The sequence below is a fragment of the Microbispora sp. NPDC004025 genome (genome assembly GCF_053604425.1).
On the sequence record NZ_JBSGHN010000010.1, the window covers coordinates 180,159 to 197,499 of the forward strand.

General features: G+C 70.7%; 15 protein-coding genes. 6 read left to right on the forward strand and 9 right to left on the reverse strand.

The annotated features are described in order from the left end of the window. Nucleotides 1–51: 51 nt before the first annotated feature. On the reverse strand, nt 52–192 hold the full coding sequence (locus ACWEQG_RS24455) for a hypothetical protein (protein WP_363473724.1): 141 nt from the start codon (nt 190–192) through the stop codon (nt 52–54). 16 nt (nt 193–208) lie between these two features. Beyond that, a complete protein-coding gene (locus ACWEQG_RS24460; protein ID WP_452288029.1) occupies nt 209–835 on the reverse strand; it encodes a class E sortase in 627 nt (208 codons plus the stop codon). 749 nt (nt 836–1,584) lie between these two features. Between ACWEQG_RS24460 and ACWEQG_RS24465 the strand changes: the two genes are divergently transcribed. The 4 genes from ACWEQG_RS24465 (at nt 1,585) to ACWEQG_RS24480 (ending at nt 5,810) form a co-directional block, all read left to right on the forward strand. Beyond that, entirely contained in the window at nt 1,585–2,316 is a 732-nt protein-coding gene (locus ACWEQG_RS24465; RefSeq protein ID WP_452288031.1) for a hypothetical protein, read from the forward strand. Between the two features lie 362 nt (nt 2,317–2,678). Beyond that, nucleotides 2,679–3,329, forward strand: coding sequence for a hypothetical protein (locus ACWEQG_RS24470; RefSeq protein WP_452288033.1), 651 nt, complete (start codon nt 2,679–2,681; stop codon nt 3,327–3,329). Then, nucleotides 3,319–5,082, forward strand: a complete 1,764-nt coding sequence (locus tag ACWEQG_RS24475) for a DUF4012 domain-containing protein (protein ID WP_452288035.1) — start codon at nt 3,319–3,321, stop codon at nt 5,080–5,082. The genes ACWEQG_RS24470 and ACWEQG_RS24475 overlap by 11 nt, the downstream gene beginning before the upstream one ends. A gap of 86 nt (nt 5,083–5,168) precedes the next feature. Further along, complete coding sequence (locus tag ACWEQG_RS24480) at nt 5,169–5,810, forward strand: arsenate reductase/protein-tyrosine-phosphatase family protein (RefSeq protein ID WP_452288037.1); 642 nt, start codon at nt 5,169–5,171, stop codon at nt 5,808–5,810. Between the two features lie 49 nt (nt 5,811–5,859). On the opposite strand, the gene ACWEQG_RS24485 is transcribed toward ACWEQG_RS24480, so the two are convergent. The 5 genes from ACWEQG_RS24485 to ACWEQG_RS24505 form a co-directional block, all read right to left on the reverse strand. After that, nucleotides 5,860–7,236 carry a polysaccharide biosynthesis tyrosine autokinase gene (locus tag ACWEQG_RS24485; protein WP_452288038.1) on the reverse strand — a complete coding sequence of 459 codons (1,377 nt, stop codon included), beginning with the start codon at nt 7,234–7,236 and terminating at the stop codon, nt 5,860–5,862. A 1-nt stretch (nt 7,237) separates the two neighbouring features. Continuing rightward, nucleotides 7,238–8,269: a glycosyltransferase family 4 protein gene (locus ACWEQG_RS24490; RefSeq protein WP_452288040.1), complete on the reverse strand. Its 1,032-nt coding sequence runs from the start codon at nt 8,267–8,269 to the stop codon at nt 7,238–7,240. Continuing rightward, nucleotides 8,266–9,255, reverse strand: coding sequence for an NAD-dependent epimerase/dehydratase family protein (locus tag ACWEQG_RS24495; RefSeq protein WP_452288042.1), 990 nt, complete (start codon nt 9,253–9,255; stop codon nt 8,266–8,268). The genes ACWEQG_RS24490 and ACWEQG_RS24495 overlap by 4 nt, the downstream gene beginning before the upstream one ends. Before the next feature lie 70 nt (nt 9,256–9,325). Further along, nucleotides 9,326–10,267: an NAD-dependent epimerase/dehydratase family protein gene (locus tag ACWEQG_RS24500; protein WP_452288044.1), complete on the reverse strand. Its 942-nt coding sequence runs from the start codon at nt 10,265–10,267 to the stop codon at nt 9,326–9,328. Between the two features lie 30 nt (nt 10,268–10,297). After that, entirely contained in the window at nt 10,298–11,416 is a 1,119-nt protein-coding gene (locus ACWEQG_RS24505; protein ID WP_452288046.1) for a glycosyltransferase, read from the reverse strand. 570 nt (nt 11,417–11,986) lie between these two features. Between ACWEQG_RS24505 and ACWEQG_RS24510 the strand changes: the two genes are divergently transcribed. Continuing rightward, nucleotides 11,987–13,003 (forward strand): glycosyltransferase, encoded by a 1,017-nt coding sequence (locus ACWEQG_RS24510; protein ID WP_452288048.1) that lies wholly within the window; start codon nt 11,987–11,989, stop codon nt 13,001–13,003. Between the two features lie 64 nt (nt 13,004–13,067). On the opposite strand, the gene ACWEQG_RS24515 is transcribed toward ACWEQG_RS24510, so the two are convergent. Together ACWEQG_RS24515 and ACWEQG_RS24520 are read right to left on the reverse strand one after the other, a co-directional pair. Further along, nucleotides 13,068–14,174: a glycosyltransferase family 4 protein gene (locus ACWEQG_RS24515; RefSeq protein ID WP_452288050.1), complete on the reverse strand. Its 1,107-nt coding sequence runs from the start codon at nt 14,172–14,174 to the stop codon at nt 13,068–13,070. After that, a complete protein-coding gene (locus tag ACWEQG_RS24520) occupies nt 14,171–15,418 on the reverse strand; it encodes a hypothetical protein (protein WP_452288052.1) in 1,248 nt (415 codons plus the stop codon). The genes ACWEQG_RS24515 and ACWEQG_RS24520 overlap by 4 nt, the downstream gene beginning before the upstream one ends. Before the next feature lie 587 nt (nt 15,419–16,005). Here ACWEQG_RS24520 and ACWEQG_RS24525 point away from each other — a divergent pair. Beyond that, nucleotides 16,006–17,268 (forward strand): lipopolysaccharide biosynthesis protein, encoded by a 1,263-nt coding sequence (locus ACWEQG_RS24525; RefSeq protein WP_452288054.1) that lies wholly within the window; start codon nt 16,006–16,008, stop codon nt 17,266–17,268. Nucleotides 17,269–17,341: the final 73 nt, after the last annotated feature.

Consider the following 17,341-nt stretch of genomic DNA (forward strand, 5'->3'; position numbering starts at 1 on the left):
CGGGGGACAGGCCAGTTTTCCCCTACTACCGCGTTATGGATCGCGAGGCGTTCACCCGAGCGGCACCCGGGGAGCCAGCCAGGGGAACACGACGTACCACAGCGCGGCCACCGCGACGCCGGTCAGCAGCAGGACGACGGCCAGGCGCAGCGCGGTGCCGCCGGGCAGGTGCCGCCAGAGGAATCTGTACACGCCGGTTCTCCCTCGGTCAGTCCTGCCGTTCCTCGCGCCGCACGAGCACGCCCTGGACGACCAGGCGCTGCGCGGCGGAGAACTCGGGATGGCAGGTGGTCATGGTCATCAGCGCGGTCGTGGGCCGCCGCCCCGGATGGCCGGGAACGGGGTCGACGACGCCGACGTCCCCGGGATCGACGACCTCCTTGCGCGTGACCTCATAGGTGTAGCGGGCGTCCCGCGCGTCGACCACGATGTCGTCGCCGCGGCGCAGCTCGTCGAGCCGGTTGAACGGCGCGGCGTAGGTGGTGCGGTGCCCGGAGAGCACGAAGTTGCCCACCTGGCCGGGCAGCGCCGTGCCGGGGAAGTGGCCGGGACCCTTGCGCAGCTCCGCCGGCCCGACGCCCTCGACGACCGCGTACCGGTATCCGGCGCCCAGCCGGGGGATGCGCAGCAGCGCCAGGGCGTCGCCGAGCTTCACCGCACCGGGACCCGCGTGCTCGCCGTGCCTGTCGAAGACGTCTCCGAGCCGCTGCTGCAGGACGCGCTGCTCCCGCTCGGTCTCCGCGCCGGTGCCCCAGAGCAGGTACGCGTAGAACAGCAGCAGGACCAGCCCCACGGGCAGGCACAGCTCGCCGATGACCCTGGTGACCGCTCGCACGCACCGAGTATCGCCCGCAGAGATCTCCGGGCGGCGGCCACGCGGAGGGCGTTGGTGAATTCTTTGGCACGCCCGGTACGTGAGCGGTGAGTCCGTCGTGCGTCCCGCGCCGTACGGCCGCGTCGTCCGGTCGTGTGCGCGGTCCTTCGCCCACCTCCGGCGGGCGGTGCCGGGTCAACACCGTGAAAAGCCAAACGATCATTTGGTTAAACACTGAGCGCCGGACCCGGGGGCTCTTTCCCGAATGAGTACAACGGTGAAGCAGCGAAATACCGCTGGTGACTCAGTAAATGCTCATTCGCTTGAGCCGGCTACATCGGGAGTCCGAAATGACGCGAAAAAACACAGTACCTGTTCTCCTGGCGGTGACGGTTGCGGGCGGCCTGACACTCGGCGCCAACGGCATCGCCAATGCCCAGCCCCGCTCTTCGGCGCCGGGGCTCGCCACCCATCCGGATCGGTGTCGGCCCGGGCCCTGCGACCCCGAGGTCGCCGGGAACGGAAACGCCGGCGGTGCAGCCCAGGAGGAGAGGCGCTCGAACCGGCCCCACCCGCACGCGGGCCACCTGTCGCTTGGCCTCGGGCTGGGCCTGGGGCTGGGGTTGGGAGTGGGGGCTACGGCCGCGGCCGGCGTCGGAGTGCGGGTCGAGCCTGCCGTGAACGCGGCGATCGGGAGTGCGGCAGAGGCGGATTGCGTTTGCTTCCCTGCCACCGATGCGGCCGAGCCTGCTGTGGAGGAGGCCAGGCCGGTGACCCAGCCGGTGACCCAGCCGGTGACCAAGCCCGTTACCCAGCCGGTGACCAAGCCGGAGAGCCGGGTCGAGCCTGTGGTGAAGGCCGAGCCGGAGACCCCGTCCCAGCCCGCGGCCGAGCCTGCTCGGGGGGAGGCCGAGCCCGTGGTGGACGCGCAGGCCAGGCCCATCGACGCGGACGCCGTTGTCGAACCGGTCGTGCCGGTGGCGGTGCAGGAGCAGCGACCGACGTCTGTGCCGGAGACTCAGGTGGTCACACAGCCCAGCGTCGACGACGGCTGGGGGCCGGTGTGGAACAACGGACCCGGCGTCTGGACGGACAACCGGACGCCGAACGGCAACGCGCCGGCTCAGCCCGTCGTCGCGCCTCCGGGCATGGGCGGCAACGCGGGGATACCCCCGGTCCAGAACGCCGCGCAGAACCCCGCGCAGAACCCCGTGCAGAGCGCCCCGGGGGCGCCGCAGGCCGCGCCCGGCCCAAGCGAGCTCGAGAACGTGCCGGAGAAGGGGCCCGAGGAGGCTCCGGAGAAGACGGTGCCGGAGACGCCGATGAGGGTGACCCCTGAGCAGGCGATGCCCGCGGGTGGTCCGGCCGGTGGCGCCGCTCTGCCGTTCACGGGGGCGCCGACGGGAGTCGCCGCCGCGGGCGCGGGCCTGCTCGCCGCCGCCCTCTCCTTCGGCTGCGCCCTGCTGGTCTCCAAGCGCCGCCGCTCCGCACGCGCGAAGTAAACGGCGAGGACAACCGCCAGTTCGCCGTCGTCGGCCCTCGTCTTCGTGCCGGAGGGCCGCTCGCTGTCCGGACGTCGAGCACAGGAGCGGTAAGCCCGTCGCGTGTCCCGCCCCCCACAGCGGGCGCGGGCCGTACCGTGTGCTGCACATCCACCGCGAACTGCGGCGACGCGCTCGTGGTCAATGAAGCGAAAACATGGACGATCCTTCGGTAAGCACCGTGCGCCGTTATGGAGCAAGCCTTCCCGCGACACATATAACAGTCGAGCAGCGAAATGTCGCTGGCAATCAGGGCAAATGCTCAAGCAATTGAGCGCGCGTTATCGGGAGTCCAAGTGGCGCGAACTAAAATACCTATCTTTGTGGCGGCGGCGGTCGTCGGCGGCCTGGCCCTCGGGATCCCCGGGGCCGCGGCGGCGCAGTCCGTCGGCTTCACCGTCCTTCCGTCGGACGACGGCGTGTATCCGCCCAGGCCCGTCGTGGTGGAGAACGTCCAGACGCCGACGGAGCCGGTGGTGGTGAGCGACAACCAGGTGACGCAGCCCAACAACATATGGCCGCAGAACAACTGGCAGGGCTGGAACTGGCCGCAGGCCTACACCAACAACGACACCACGAACAGCAACGCGCAGCCTGTCGTCGCACCCGCCGGTGCGGGCGGCGCCGGCGGGGTCATGCCGGTGCAGAACGCCGTGCAGCAGGCCGCGCCCGAGGCGATGCCGGAGGAGGAAGTCGAAGAGGCGATGCCGGAGGAGGAGACGGACGAGGAGAAGACCTCCGACGAGGACTTCGACGAGGAGGACTTCGAGGACGAGGCGGCGGGCATGGGCCCCGAGGAGACCATGGGCGGGGGCGGTCCCGCGCAGGCCGCGGGCGGCCCGGCCGCAGGCCCGCAGCTGCCGTTCACGGGTGCGCCGATGAGCGTGGCCGCCGCGGGTGCCGGCCTGCTGGCGGTGGCCTTGGGCTGCACGCTGATGTCCGCGCGGCGTCGCCGGTCCAGCGGTGCCGAGTAGGAGAAATCGCCGGCTGGTCGTCATCGGTCTGCCGTCGCTGGCCCTCGGCCTTGTGCTGGCCGGGGGCTGGGCGGCCCACCTCGGGCTGAGCGTGCGCGACCAATTGGAGGCGACGCGGGCCGCCCTGCTCCGGCTGCGGCCGGGCGACTTCGGGGCGGCCCGCTCCGCCGCCGTGACGCTCGCCGAAGCCCGCGGCCACGCGGCCGAGGCGCGGCGGCTGACCGGCGGTCTCTACTGGGCGATGCTCACGCACCTTCCCCTGGTGGGCGACGGCGCGGCGACGGCCAGGGGGCTGGCCGCGTCCGTCGCGGACGTCACCGACGTGCTGACCGGAGTGGAGCGCGCGGCCGCGCCGCTGCTGTCTCCGAGCGCGCAGTCGCCGGGGGACCTGCGGCGCGCGCTGGCCGCCCTCGACGCGATGGCACCCGTGCTGCGCGACGGTGTCGTCCGCGTGGAGTCGGCGAGGTCACGTGTCGCGCGCACGCCGGCGTCGACGGGGCTGGCCGCCCTGGACGGCGCGCGTGACACCGTGCTCCGTGAGACGGTCCGGCTCAGGGGCCTGCTGAGCCGGGGAGCGGACGCCGCGGCCCTCCTGCCGCCCATGCTCGGCCGCGGCGGCCCCCGCCGCTACTTCCTGGCGTTCGAGACCAACGCCGAGGCCCGCGGCACCGGCGGCCTCGTCGGCGCGTTCGGCATCCTGAAGGCCGACGGCGGCAGGGTGTCGGTGACGCGGCTGTCGGCCAACACCGGCATGGCGGCGAGCGCGAAGCCCGTCGCCGACCACGGCCAGGGGTTCGCCTCGCGGTACGGGCGGGGCGCGACCACCACGCTGTCGGTGTCCAACCTGTCCCCGCACTTTCCCTACGCGGCGGCCACCTGGACCGGCTTGTGGCGCCGGCAGACCGGCCAGGAGCTCGACGGGGCCATCGCGACCGACCCGGTCGGCCTGTCCTACATCCTGGGCGCGATCGGGCCGGTGAGACTTCCCGGAGGCGAAACGGTGACGGCCGGTAACGTCGTCGACCTCACCGAACGGGTGGCCTACGCCCGCTATCCCGATCCTGCCGAGCGCAAGAAATACCTGATCAGGATCGCCGGCGCGGTCAGCGAGGCGCTGACCGGATCGCTGCGTGAGCCCGCGCGGCTGCTGCCCGCCTTCTCACGCATGGTGAGCGAGCACCGGCTCCGCGTCTGGAGCCGCAACGAGGACGAGCAGCGCCGCCTGGCGGCCACCCCCCTCGGCGGGGTGCTGCCCGAGCGGCGGGGGCCGTACGCCGGGCTCGTGGTCAACAACTCGGCCGGCACCAAGCTCGACTACTACCTGGACCGCTCGCTCACCTACGAGCTCGGGCCGTGCCGCCCGGACGGGCAGCGCACCTCCCGGGTGCGGATCCGGCTGACCAACGACGCGCCGCGCGGGCCGCTGCCGACGTACGTGACCGACCGGCTCGACGACCCGGAGCACCCGCACGCCGCCGGGTCCAACCTGCTCTGGGTGTCGCTGTACGCGGCGGTCGGCGCGAAGGCCACGGCGGTGCGGCTCGACGGGCGGCCCATCTCGTACTACGCGGAGACCGAGCGGTCCCATCCCGTCTACTCCAAGGTCCTGGAGTTCGCGCCCGGACAGTCGAGGACGCTGGAGATCGACCTGCTCGAACCGTACTCGGCGGCGGCCCCGGTGGTGCCCTCACAGCCGCTCGTCCGCCCGCAGCGGACGAGGGTGACGGCCGACAGCAGGGGCTGCTCCTCCTGACGAGCCCCAGGGGGGCACCGACAGGAACCGTAAAACCCGGCGTGCCGCGAACGGCGGCGCGCCGGGAGCGGCCTAACGTCCCGCCCATGGAACGTACGTATGCGGGGGAGACCGCGGCGCAGGAGACGGACGCGGACACGGACAGCAGGCCGAAGGACGCGGAGACCTTCCGCGTCCTGTTCGTGTGCACGGGGAACATCTGCAGGTCGGCCATGGCCGAACGGCTCGCCCTGGCCGCGCTCGGACCGGATTCGCCGATCCGCGTGGGCAGCGCGGGAACCCGCGCCAGGGCGGGGCTGCCGATGGCCGAACGGGCACGGACGGTGCTCCTGCGGCTCGGCGGGGACCCGGCGGGTTTCGCGTCACGTCCGCTCACCGCCGAGGCGGTGGCCGGCGCCGATCTCGTGCTGGCGGCCTCGTCCGAGCACCGCGCCGCGGCGGTGGCCCTGCGTCCGCGCTCGGCGCCGCTGTCCTTCACCATGGCCGAGTTCGGCGCGCTGGCCGAGGCCGTGCCGGCCGAGAACCTCCTGCGCCATCGGGACCCCGTACGGCGGGCGCGGGCGCTGCTGGATGAGGCCCACGCGCTGCGAGGGCTGGTCCGGGTGGACCAGCCCGACATCGCCGACCCCTACGGGCGTTCCCGCAGGGCCTACCGGGAGGCGGCGCGCCGTATCGTGGACGCGCTCGCCGTTCCGTTGCGCCTGCTCGGACAGGTGCCGGCGCCCTGACCCCCGCAGCTCCGCTCCGCGCGGCCGCTCCGGGGCCCGGTTCGCCCGCTCATGCCTCCACCGGCTCGGGAAGCTTCGGCGTCTCCTGCTCGGCCTGGGTGTAGCGGTACTCGTAGTAGTCGCCCCGCTTCGCCGGCACGAAATTCAGAACCGTCCCGACGAGACGGGCGTCGATCGACGACAGCAGTTCCTCGGCGCGTGCCACCTGCTCGCGCCGCGTCTTGCCGTGCCGTACGACGAGCAGGGCGCCGTCGCACACCGCGGACAGGGCCGCGGCGTCGGTGACCGGCAACAGCGGCGGCGCGTCGATGATCACGATGTCGTACTCCTCGGTGAGCTGGGCGAGCACCGAGCGCATGCCCCGGGAACCGAGCAGTTCGCTGGGGTTCGGCGGGATCCTGCCACTGGGCAGGACGGACAGGGCCGGCTGCCCCCACGTCTGGATGACGTCGTGCAGCCGAGCCCGCTCGATGAGGACGTCGGTGAGACCGGTGCCGCCCTCGATGCCGAGATAGGTGGCGAGACGGGGGCGGCGCAGGTCGGCGTCGATGAGGATCACCCGCCGGCCCGCCTGGGCCATCGTGATCGCCAGGTTGGCGGAGGTGGAGGACTTGCCCTCAGCGGGGAGGCAACTGGTCACCACCAGCGACTTGAGCTGCTTGTCCACCTTGATGAACTGCAGGTTGGTGCGCAGGGATCGGTAGGACTCCGCCCGTGAGGATCGGCCGTCCCCGCGGACGATCAGCGGGTGCTGCCGGGCGTCCCGCTCGAAGCTGATCATCCCGAGAACCGAGCTCCCGGAGACCTGTTGCAGCGCCTCCAGGGTCTTGATGCTCGTGTCCAGGCGATCGCGCAGCACGAGCGCGCCGATGGCGGCGAACAGCGCCAGCAGAAGTCCGAGCGCCACGTTGAGCAGCGGCTTGGGAGACACCGGTGCCTCCGGGACCTCCGCCGCGTCCACCACGGAGACCCGGACCGTGGCCCGGCTCTTGGCACTGGGCCGCTCGAGCTGGTCGACCAGCGCGGAGAAGGCCGCCCCCAGGGCGTTGGCCCGGGCCGCGGCGCGCCTCGGATCGGTGTCGGTGACGGTGGCGCGCAGGAGCGAGGTGCTGGGGATGGACTCGGCCGTGATGCTCTCCTGGAGGCTGGAGACGTCCGCGCCGTGAGCGATCTGGCCGACCACCCGGCGACTGGTAAGCAGGGTGGCGTAGGACTGCACCCGCTGCTGCGACAGGGCTCCGGCCTGGAGGGCGGCGGAGATGCTGCCCTCCCTGTCGTCGCCGGAGACCAGCATGGAGATCGTCGAGACGTACTTGGGCGGCGTGTTCGCGGTGATGACGAGCGCGGCCGTCACCCCGGTGAGGAGCGAGAGCAGCAGGAGCAGCCAGTTCCTGCGGATGAGTCGCACGTAATAGAGCAGTTCCATGTCATTTCCGTCTGGCGAGGTGAGAGGACTGTGCGCGGAGCGGCGGGTAGACCCGCACCCGTTGCGGCAGGCCGATAAGAACGGAGGCGGCCACCAGCCCGATGAGCGACGCGCTGAGCGGTGAGATCCAGCGCAGCGTCATCAGCAGGTCCAGCACCCCGGTCACGGCCGCGAGGACGGCGAGCGCCAGGGCGGTGAGCCGCTTGCTGAGACCGAGTTTGTGCAGCCGATGGGACAGGTGGTCCGTCCCGCCCTGCATGATCGACCGCCCGGCCCTCGTGCGCGACAGCACCACGACTCCCGTGTCGACGGTCGCGACGAAGGTCGGCAGGAGCAGGCCCGCGATCGCGGTGCCGGGGCCCCGGCCTGTGACCAGCAGGGCCGCCGAGGAGGCGAGGACGAATCCGATGAACAACGAGCCGGCGTCCCCCATGAAGATCTTCGCGGGCGCCCAATTGAACGGCAGGAACCCCAATACGGACAGAAGCAGGGCCGTCAGGAGCAGCCCGAGCACCGGTTGGCCGGACACGAAGGCCGCCGCCGCGAGGATCGCGGCGGACCCCACGGCGACGGCGCCGAGAGCGCCGTCCATGTTGTCGAGCAGGTTGAAGGAGTTGGTGACCACGGCGATCCACACCAGGGTGACCAGGAGGTCCAGCCAGGTGCCGGTGAGCGGCGCCACGACCCCGCTCACCACGACGACGCCGGCCGCCAGTGCCTGTACGGCCAGCCGGGTGAGCGGGGGGAGCGGGATGAGATCGTCGATCAGGCCGAGCAGGGCCATGGCCAGGGCGCCGACGAGGATGCCGGCGACCGGCCTGACGGCCGGCCCGGCGAGTGCGATCGGCGGGAGGAGGGTGCCCAGCGCGATGGCGACCCCGCCCAGGTAGGGAGTGGGCCGCCGATGCGACTTGTGCCCCCCGGGCCGGTCGACGATTCCCCAGCGCAGCGCTACCCGTCGCAGCACGAGCGTGGCCGCCGCGGTCAGCAGAAAGCCGCAGACCGCGGCGGCCAGGACAGTGGAGCCGTTCACCGCAGGGGAGCCGCCGGCTCCGCGCGGGCCTCGGCGATGGTCTCCGTCAGGATGTCGTCGAGCGTCCGGCTGGGTGACCAACCGGTCAGCCCGCGCAGCTTGGTGGTGTCGGGAACACGGCGCGCCATGTCCTCGAAGCCCTCCCCGTACGCCTCGGCGTACGGGACCAGCTCGACGCCCGACGTGCTCTTCGTCATCTCGACGATGAGCTTGGCGAGCTCCAGGATGCTCACCTCGTGACTCGCTCCGATGTTGAACGTCTGGCCCACCGCGCCCTCGTGGTCCAGCAGGCGCACCAGCGCGTCGACCACGTCCTTGACGTGGGCGAAGCAGCGGGTCTGGGTGCCGTCGCCGTACACGGTGAGGGGCTGCCCGGTGACCGCCTGCCGGACGAGAGCGGGGATGACCATGCCGTACGCGGGGCTCTGCCGGGGGCCGACGGTGTTGAACAGCCGCACGACGATCGTCGGCAGGCCGCGCTCCTTGTGGTAGGTGTTGGCCAGGATCTCGTCGACGGCCTTCGCCGTGCTGTAGGACCACTTGGCCAGCGCCGGGCTGCCGAGGATGCGGTCGGCGGACTCCGTGAGGGCGTCGCCGGTGTTCTTGCCGTAGATCTCGCTCGTGCTCGTCACGAGGATCTTGCGCCGGTAACGGTGGGCCGCCTCGATGACGGTCTCCGTGCCGCGGATGTTGGTGACGAAGGAGCGCAGCGGCTCCTTGAGAATCAGCTTGACCCCGACGGCCGCCGCGAGGTGGACGACCACGTCGCACTGGCGCACGAGTTCGTCGACCATGAGGGTGTCCAGCACCGATCCCTGAACGAAACGCAGGTTCGGGTGCGGGGTGAGGTTGTCGAGCCGGCCTGTCGACAGGTCGTCGAGCACGACGACCGAGTCGCCGCGGGCGAGCAACGCGTCGGTCAGATGGGAGCCGACGAAACCGCTTCCACCCGTGATGAGGTAGGTCCGCCTTGGTGCGTTAGTCACCGAATCCTCCTGGGACGTGTGCTTGAGATGTGAAAGACGGCGTGCGGAACGCGTGTCAGAAGGGACGAGGTCAGCGGTGCGGCCCGAAGGTCTTCTCGAACCACTCCACGGTCTGGCGCAGCCCCTCGTCCATCGGCACCGGCCGCACACCCGGGAACAGGTCGAGAAGCCGCCGGGAAGACGCCTGCGACACACGGATGTCACCCGCGCGCGCGGGGAGGAACGTGGCCTCCACAGGGCGGCCGAGCACCGCGCCGAGGGCGTCCTTCAGGGACAGCAGCGAGGTCCGCGACCCGAACGCGAGGTTCACCGGGGCGCCGCTCGCCACCCCGCGGACCGCCGCCTCGGTGAGCACCGCCGTGACCGTCCCGACGTAGGTGAAGTCCCGTGCCTGGGTGCCGTCCCCGTGGATCGGCACCGGTTCGCCGGCGAGCGCGGCGGTCACGAACGCCGGGATGACCGCCGCGTACGCGTGGCCTGACGACTGCATGGGCCCGTACACGTTGAAGAAACGGAAGGGCAGCACCCGCAGGCCGAAGCTCGCCGCGTAGGCCACGGCGTACGCCTCGGTGGCGAGCTTGCTCGCGGCGTACGGGCTGAGCGGGCGCGTGGGCAGGTCCTCGTGCTTGTACGGTTCCGTGCAGTCGCCGTAGACGGAGGACGAGGACGCCAGGATCAGGTGCGGCCGGGACGCCCGGCACGCCTCCAGGACGTGGAGCGTGCCCGTCGCGTTGGCCGTGTGCGACGCCATCGGGTCCGCCAGGGACCTGGGCACGGAGGGCCGCGCGGCGAGGTGCACGACGGTGGTCGCCCGGGAGACGAGGTCGCCGAGCAGTTCCCGGTCCAGGATGCTCCCGGTCACCAGTTCCACGCCCACGTCCTCGATATTGCGCCGGTCGCCGGTGCTCAGGTCGTCGAGCACGGTGACGCTCTCGATCTCGGGCCGGGTGGTGAGCACGCGGCAGAGATTCGCGCCGATGAAACCGGCGCCGCCCGTCACAAGAATCCTCATATGTTGCTCTTTTCAGACAAGGCGGTGCCGCTAGGCGCCGCGAAGTGATCGGTAAAGGGCTTCGGTGTTCGAGACGAGGCGTTCGACGCCGAACGCGCCGGTCGTCCACTCGCGGGCCGCCTCGCCCATCCGGCGGGACAGGGCGGTGTCCGAGAGCAGCCGCACGACGTGCTCGGCGAGTTCGGCCGCGTCGGTGGCGGCGAGCAGTCCTGTGTGGCCGTCGCGCACGATCTCGGCGATGCTGCCGACGCGGGTGGAGACCGCGGGTGTTCCGGCCATGCCCGCTTCCACGAGCGTCAGCGGGGTGCCCTCGTTGTCGGCGGTCATCAGCACCACGTCGGCGGCGGAGTAGACCGTCTCGACGTCCTTGCGCCATCCGAGCAGGTGGAAGGAGTCCGGGGCGAAGCCGATCCCCTGCTCCAGCTCCTGCCTCAGCTCGCCGTCGCCGCAGACGACGAACCGGCAGCCGGGTATGCGGCGAAGGACCGCGTCCGCCACCTGGAGGAAGCGGTCGGGCCGTTTGATTCGGGTGAGCCGCCCGACGTAGGCGACCACCGGCGCGTCCTGCGGGAGCCCGAGCTCGGCCCGGGCCGCCTCCCTGCCGGGCACCGGGCCCAGCCGCACGCCGGGCGGGATGACGACGTACTGCTCTCGCCGCCCGATGCCGGCGGCCAGCAACTCGTCACGGACCTGGGCTCCGACGGTCACCAGCCGGTCCGACATCGACGCGAGCGCCTGCTCCGTCCGTATGTAGAGGCGCAGCTTGGCGGGGGAGAAGTAGCCGTGCAGCAGATGCCCGTGGAACACGTGGATCCGCGCCGCCCCCACCCCCGACAGGAGGGCCGCCGTCCGGCCGAGCGCGCCCGCCTTGGCCGTACGCGTGTGCACGATGTGCGGCCGGAATTCGCGCATCGCACGGACCAGCCGGAAAAAGGCGCGCACGTCGTTCGCCGGGCTGATCGAGCGGCCGAGGCCGTGCACCCGGTGCACCGGCACGGCCGCGTCACGCAGGCGCAGATGGTCGCCCTCGGCGTCCCCGACGTGGCCGACGTAGAGCCGGTGGTCGAACTCCTCGGAGTTCAGCCCCTTGGACAGTCCCAGAACCTGCGTGGCCGGGCCGCCCACATTCATGCGGGCGATGATTTCCATGACGCGAATCCGGCGGTCCGGCTTCATAGGGTCCCTCGCTGATAAGCCTGCCTCACGCCCGAGAAACTAACCGGCACGCGGATCTTCGCATCGGTGCGCTCACCGTGTCGGCGAAGAGTTTCCGATTTCGGTACCCGAACATGATCGAGGGCCCACTGCCCCGTGAGAGCCGGACGTCCTTGCAGGTAACGGCGCTGTCGCCCACTGTCGGACCACGTTCAGGCGGGCAGTGCGACTCCGATGGAAAGGACCGGCCAAGAGCGCCGTGTTTCGCTTGCCTGCGCATATCGCGGTGATTTCCTTTTACGTATCTTCCGGCGCGCTCGCCGAGTCGGCGAAGCGCGGTCCCCGGGCATTTCAAACCCGCGATCCCGGATGGCGCGGATAAAAAATCGGTAGGCGGAGCACATGGACTGTCATTCCAATTCCGGCCCCGGCCACGCTGACGTGGCGGCGCCGGTCGGCCCGGGCACGACCCGTCTCCGGGTGTGCGAGGTCGTGAAGACCCTCGATCCCGGAGGCGCCGAAGTGTTGCTCGTCGAGCGGTTGGTGACGGCCCGGAGGCGAATCGTGGACAGCGCTGTGGACTACACGGTGATCTGCCTGCGGGCGTCGACCGGTGAGCTCATCGAGCGCCTGCGCTCGGCCGGAGTGACGGTCGTCGATCTCACTTCGTGCCCACGGGCGCTGGTCTACGCCAGGCTTGCCGCGACGGTCCGGCGGATCGCGCCGGATGTGCTGAACGTGCACTCTCCGGCGCCCGGCATCGTGCTGCGCCCGTTCGTGCGGCTCACCAGGCGCAGCTCCGTCCTCGTGTCGACGGTTCACGGCGTGCGATGGCGCAAGACGATGTTCCTCGACCGGCTCACCCGCAGTCTGCTGGACGACCGTACCGTCGCCGTGTCGCCGGCGGTGGCGCGCTCTCGCGCCGTCGCGGGTTGCCGTCGTCTGCTGACCCGGATTCACGGGGTCGACGTGGGGGACCAGCGGGAGTGGGCCGCACGGGCGGCCGGCGTGCGGCGCGAGTTCGACGTGCCCGAAAGCGCCTTCCTGTGCGTCACCATCGCCAACTTCCGCCCCGAGAAGAACCACCGCATGCTCGTCCAGGCGGCCTCCGAGGTGGTGCGGGCCCGCCCGGACGCCGTCTTCCTGCTGGCGGGGGAAGGGCCGCTGCGGGACGCGGTCGTCCGCGACGTGCGGGAGCGGCGTCTCGCCGGGCAGGTGCGCGTCCTCGGGCGGGTGTCCGGAGCCAGGAGGCTGATCGCGGCAGCCGACCTTCTCGTCCTCAGCTCCCACCACGAGGGGTTGCCCGTCGTGGTGATGGAGGCGCTCGCGGCGGGGGTGCCGGTGGTCTCCACCCGGGTCGGCGGACTGCCCGACCTGGTCACTTCGGGGCGGAACGGCATCCTCACCGAGCCGGGATCGCCCGGCGCCCTCGCCGGTGCCGTGATCCAGGCGATGGAGCCGCGGACCCATCGTGAACTGCGGGCCGGAGCCCTGGCCGATGGGGACGGCTTGGACATGGTCACGACGTCGGAATGGTTCGAGGAGCTCTACGAGGAGCTGGCCGGGCGCGTGGGGGTCTGACGGGCAGGTGGCGTCGCCGCGCAGGGCGGTGTTCTCACGCCTGCCCGGCGCGCCGGCCCCGCCATCACGCCGCCGTGGTGGGCACCCGGCGGGAGATGACCGCGTCGTACCAGCGCTCGACGCGCGCGGCCACCAGCGGCCAATCCAGCGCCTCCGCGGCGCGGACGCCTCGTTCGATCATCCGCTGCCGTGCTTCGTCGTCTTCGAGGAGAGTGTGGAGCTGGGCGACCAGATCGTCCACCGACCCCGTACGGAACATCCGGTATGCGTCCGGAGGGGCCGCGGGGTCGAGCGAGGCGTCCGAGGAGACGAGAAGGGCGGTGCCCAGCGCCAGTGCTTCCAGCGCCGCGTTGGGTATCCCCTCACCCATGCCCAGCAGCCTCCGGGACGAGTGCACGAGGATCTGGGCCCGGCTCACCAGCGAGTAGACGCGGTCGGGGGAGATGTGCCCGGTGAACTCGATCCCCGGACCGGCCGCCGCGAGCCGCCGCAACCGGTCGCGTTCCGGCCCGTCCCCGGCGATGACGAGGCGCGCGTCCGGCCGGGCCTTCCGGACGCGGTGGAACGCCTCGATGGTCAGGGCATGGTTCTTCGCCTTGATCAGGGAACCGACGCTGACGATCAATCCCCGCTCGACGTGGGCATCCGTACGAAACCCGGTCAGACGCCGCAGGTCCAGACCGGCCGACGTCATTCGGATTAGCGGATCGGGCACGCCGATGGCCAGCAGGTCCCCCCTGGGACGGGTCCCCGCCACCAGGAATCCGCCGACATGGCGGAACGCCCAGGGCATGATCCAGCGGTGGTGCGTCGCGAGGGCGCCGTGGATCTGGAGCCCGAGCGGAATGCCGAGGCGCCGCGCGGCGGGGCCGAGCGCGAGCGCCTCCCGATGATCGCCGTGCAGGTGGATGACCTCTGGCCGGCCCATGCGATGGAGCGCGGCGGCGCACTCCATCGCGAAGGCGACCTGGTCGGACTTACGGGAGACCACCCAGCTGGCCGCGGTGCGCGTCAGGGGCAGCGACTCGGTGTCCCGCAGGGGCGCACCGCGACGATGCGCGACGACCACCTCGTGGCCGCCAAGCACCTGGGCGCGGATCTGCCGTTCGATATGGAGTTCCATACCTCCGGGCTCGGGCGGCAGCCGATAGGCGATATGAAGAATTCTCATGTCAGGATCCTGGCTGTGCTGACGGGTGGGTGAGGTGAGTCGCCGGACGGGACCTGGCCGCGGCGCTGCGCCGCCCGGGCCCAGGCGAACGCGGACAGCAGGCTTACGGCGATCACGATCGGCATCCGTTGCCGGAAGATGAGGCCGATGTTCGACATGCTCGTCGCATACGCGATCGTGCAGGGCACGACGAAGAGCAGGATGACCATGAACACTCGGCGGTCCTGGCGCCACAGGTCGCGTACTCCTCGCGCCGCCCAGAACAGGAGGAAGTACCAGACCAGCGTTTCGATCTTCCCGAGCTGCAGCACGAGGCTGCCGCCCATCCAGGGGAACGGCGACAGCAGCGTATAGACAAGCTTCGGCACAATCGCGCTCCATGGATTTCCGCCGTCGTCGAACACGACACCGGAGCCTCCCGCCGCGTTCTCGCTGCGCACCGCTTCGGACTGTCCCTGGTCGAGCTGTTCCTGGAACGACCCGGCTGCGAACTGCGTTGATTCGGGGAAGAACACGAAGAGGGAGACAACACCGGCGAGCAGGGCGAGAGTGCACAAGGGGAGAGCGCGCTTGGACGCGACGAAGCCGAGGAGGAGCGGGAGCCCGCACATGAACACCATGTAGGGGCGCACATTCCACAGCGCCCACAGCAGCGGTGCGAGCAGCAGCACCTTCCGGATACCGAATTTCTGCACGTTCGAGGCGGCCAGGTAGAGGCACGTCACGACGAGGAACGCGTTGAAGCCGTCTTTGTACGTGCTCGCCGTGTGCAGCAGAAGCGAGGGCATGAACGCCGTCAAAGCGAGGAGCCGGAAGGAGGACCTCTCGTCGGCCCCGATGATCCTCGCGAACCGGTAGACGACGATGCACAGTGCGCAGGCGATCAGTGCCACCACCGCGGTACACGCCAGGGGAGCCGGACCGCCGCACAGGTAGATGATGAGCGCGAAAAGATTGCAGGGCACTGTGACGGAATAGATGCCGCTTATCTGAGCCGAGGTGACGAATTGGATGCCCTCGCGGTCCCAGTAAGCGACGATCTCCATCGCTCTGTGCTCATAGGTGTGATTGTCGCCGCCGTACGGCAGAAGGCCGGAGCGAACGACCAGAAGATGGACGATGAGCCGTACGGCGAACGCGAGGAGCAGCACCGGCAGGACGAGCCGTGCCGTGTCCCGGTCGATGAAGGCGTGAACGAGAAGAACAAGTATCGCCGCGGTTATCGCGATGACCACGTATTCCAAAAGAATCACCCGCAGATCGGTGGCCGAGACGTTCCGGGACGTCCGTCAATCTAACGGGGAAGGGCGTGAAGCACGCTGAACGCAGGGCCGCTCGGTATACCAAGTCCCGTAAAAGGTCATTCCCCGGTCCGAGCGGCGACCAGGTCGCCGGCCGACCTTCCGGGGACGAACTGGGCGGGAGTGCTTCGCCCCGATCAGATTCCGGTAATGAGACGGTGAGCGGGCCGCGTCGGCCCCGGCTCCCGGCATATCTGTCGCCAGACTTGCGCTCATGTGCCTGACCTGACCTGTCGCCTTCGGCGCACCGGAGAAGCGTGAGGCACCTCTGGGGACCCGGTGACTTTCTCCGTTCGCGGTTGTCCTCCACGACGACGTCGCCCTTGGTGACCTCGTCTCATGGCGGCGAGGTGAAACATCTGCGTCAGCGCGTAGCCGTTTTGATCAAAAGTGACCGAGGCCTGGAGGGCGAGGGTTCGTAGGCCATGTCGACAACCTTTCTCAGCCGCTCTCTCCGCCGGCTTCGGCTCCCGCGTGGGCGGCATCTGCTCACCTTCACATCGCTGAGCTCGGCCGGGCTCGGGGAGACCGTGCTTCCCACGCTCAGCCTCATCGCCCTCGTCCGGGTGACCGGGGCCGAGACCTCCGGGCATGTCATCTTCGCCCAGTCCCTCGCGAACTTCTGGTTCCTCGTGTTCGATCCCTGTCTGGAGAGGGCCACCCAGCGGTTCGTCCCGATCGAGCAGGAGCGGACCGGCCATGGGTGCGCGCTCTTCCTGCGCCTGCTGCGCCTGGACGTCGGGATCGCCCTCGCGGCGACCGTGGTCGCCCTCGCCGCGGTTCTCGGGGCGTGGATCTCGGGCATCCTCTCGGCGGACCTCGCGCTCATGCTCGTCCTCTCGGTCGCCGGCCGCGGTGTCATGGCCCCGTACGGCATGGCGTTCACGGGGTTCGCCATCGCGGACCGGTTGCGTGTGTCGGGACTCCTGCGCGTGCAGGGCGCGCTCGTTTCGTTCGGATTGTCGCTCGCCGGGCTCTTCACCGGTGGACCTGTGCTCTATCTGGCCGGTCAGGCGGTGGGCGCACTCCTGGTCGCCGCGGTGCTCTGCCTCCTCGCCTCGCGCGCGGTGGCACGGTCACTGGGCCCGGCCGTCGGCAGCCCACGGCTACCCGCGGGGATGGTCCGGTTCACCCTGCCGACCTCGATCGGCACGATCGTGGCGGGGATCTCCGACACCGGCATCCTCACCATCGCGGGCTTCGTCGGCGGACCACCCCTCGTGGCCATACTCAAGATCACAATGGCTCCCGGGCGCTTCTACGCCACCCTGGCCACCCCGGTCGCGGCGATGCTGTATCCACGACTCGCCCAGGCCATCGCGCGCGGAGCCGGCGCGGCCGTCATCAGACGCGACATCGTGCGTACCACGCTGCTGATGACGGGGGGCGGAGCGCTGACGGCCGCCATCGGGCTTCCGCTGATCGGCCCCGTCATCGCCATGGCCTACGGCGCGGAGTTCGCCGACACCGGCGTGGTCGCGGTGCTGCTGCTCGGCGCCGCGTGCGTGAAGGGCCTGGTCTGCTGGTGCAACGTTCTTCCCCTCGCGACGGGGAAGCCGGGCTGGCGGCTCGCCTATCTCTGCGCGGAGGCGGCCCTGCTCGTCGCAGCGCTGCTCATCGCGGCCTGGACGTCCACCGCGGCCTTGACGACGGCGCTTCTCTTCGCGTGGGGGAGGCTGCTGATCGCCATCCTCGGCACCGGATTCTGGATTACGTCGCTGCGACGCGTCATCACGTCCGACCCACACGTCCGCCTTCCGGATTCGGCGGCACGTCCCACCCAGGCCGCGTGACCCCGCATCGGCCGACCCACACGTCCGCCTTCCGGATTCGGCGGCACGTCCCACCCAGGCCGCGTGACCCCGC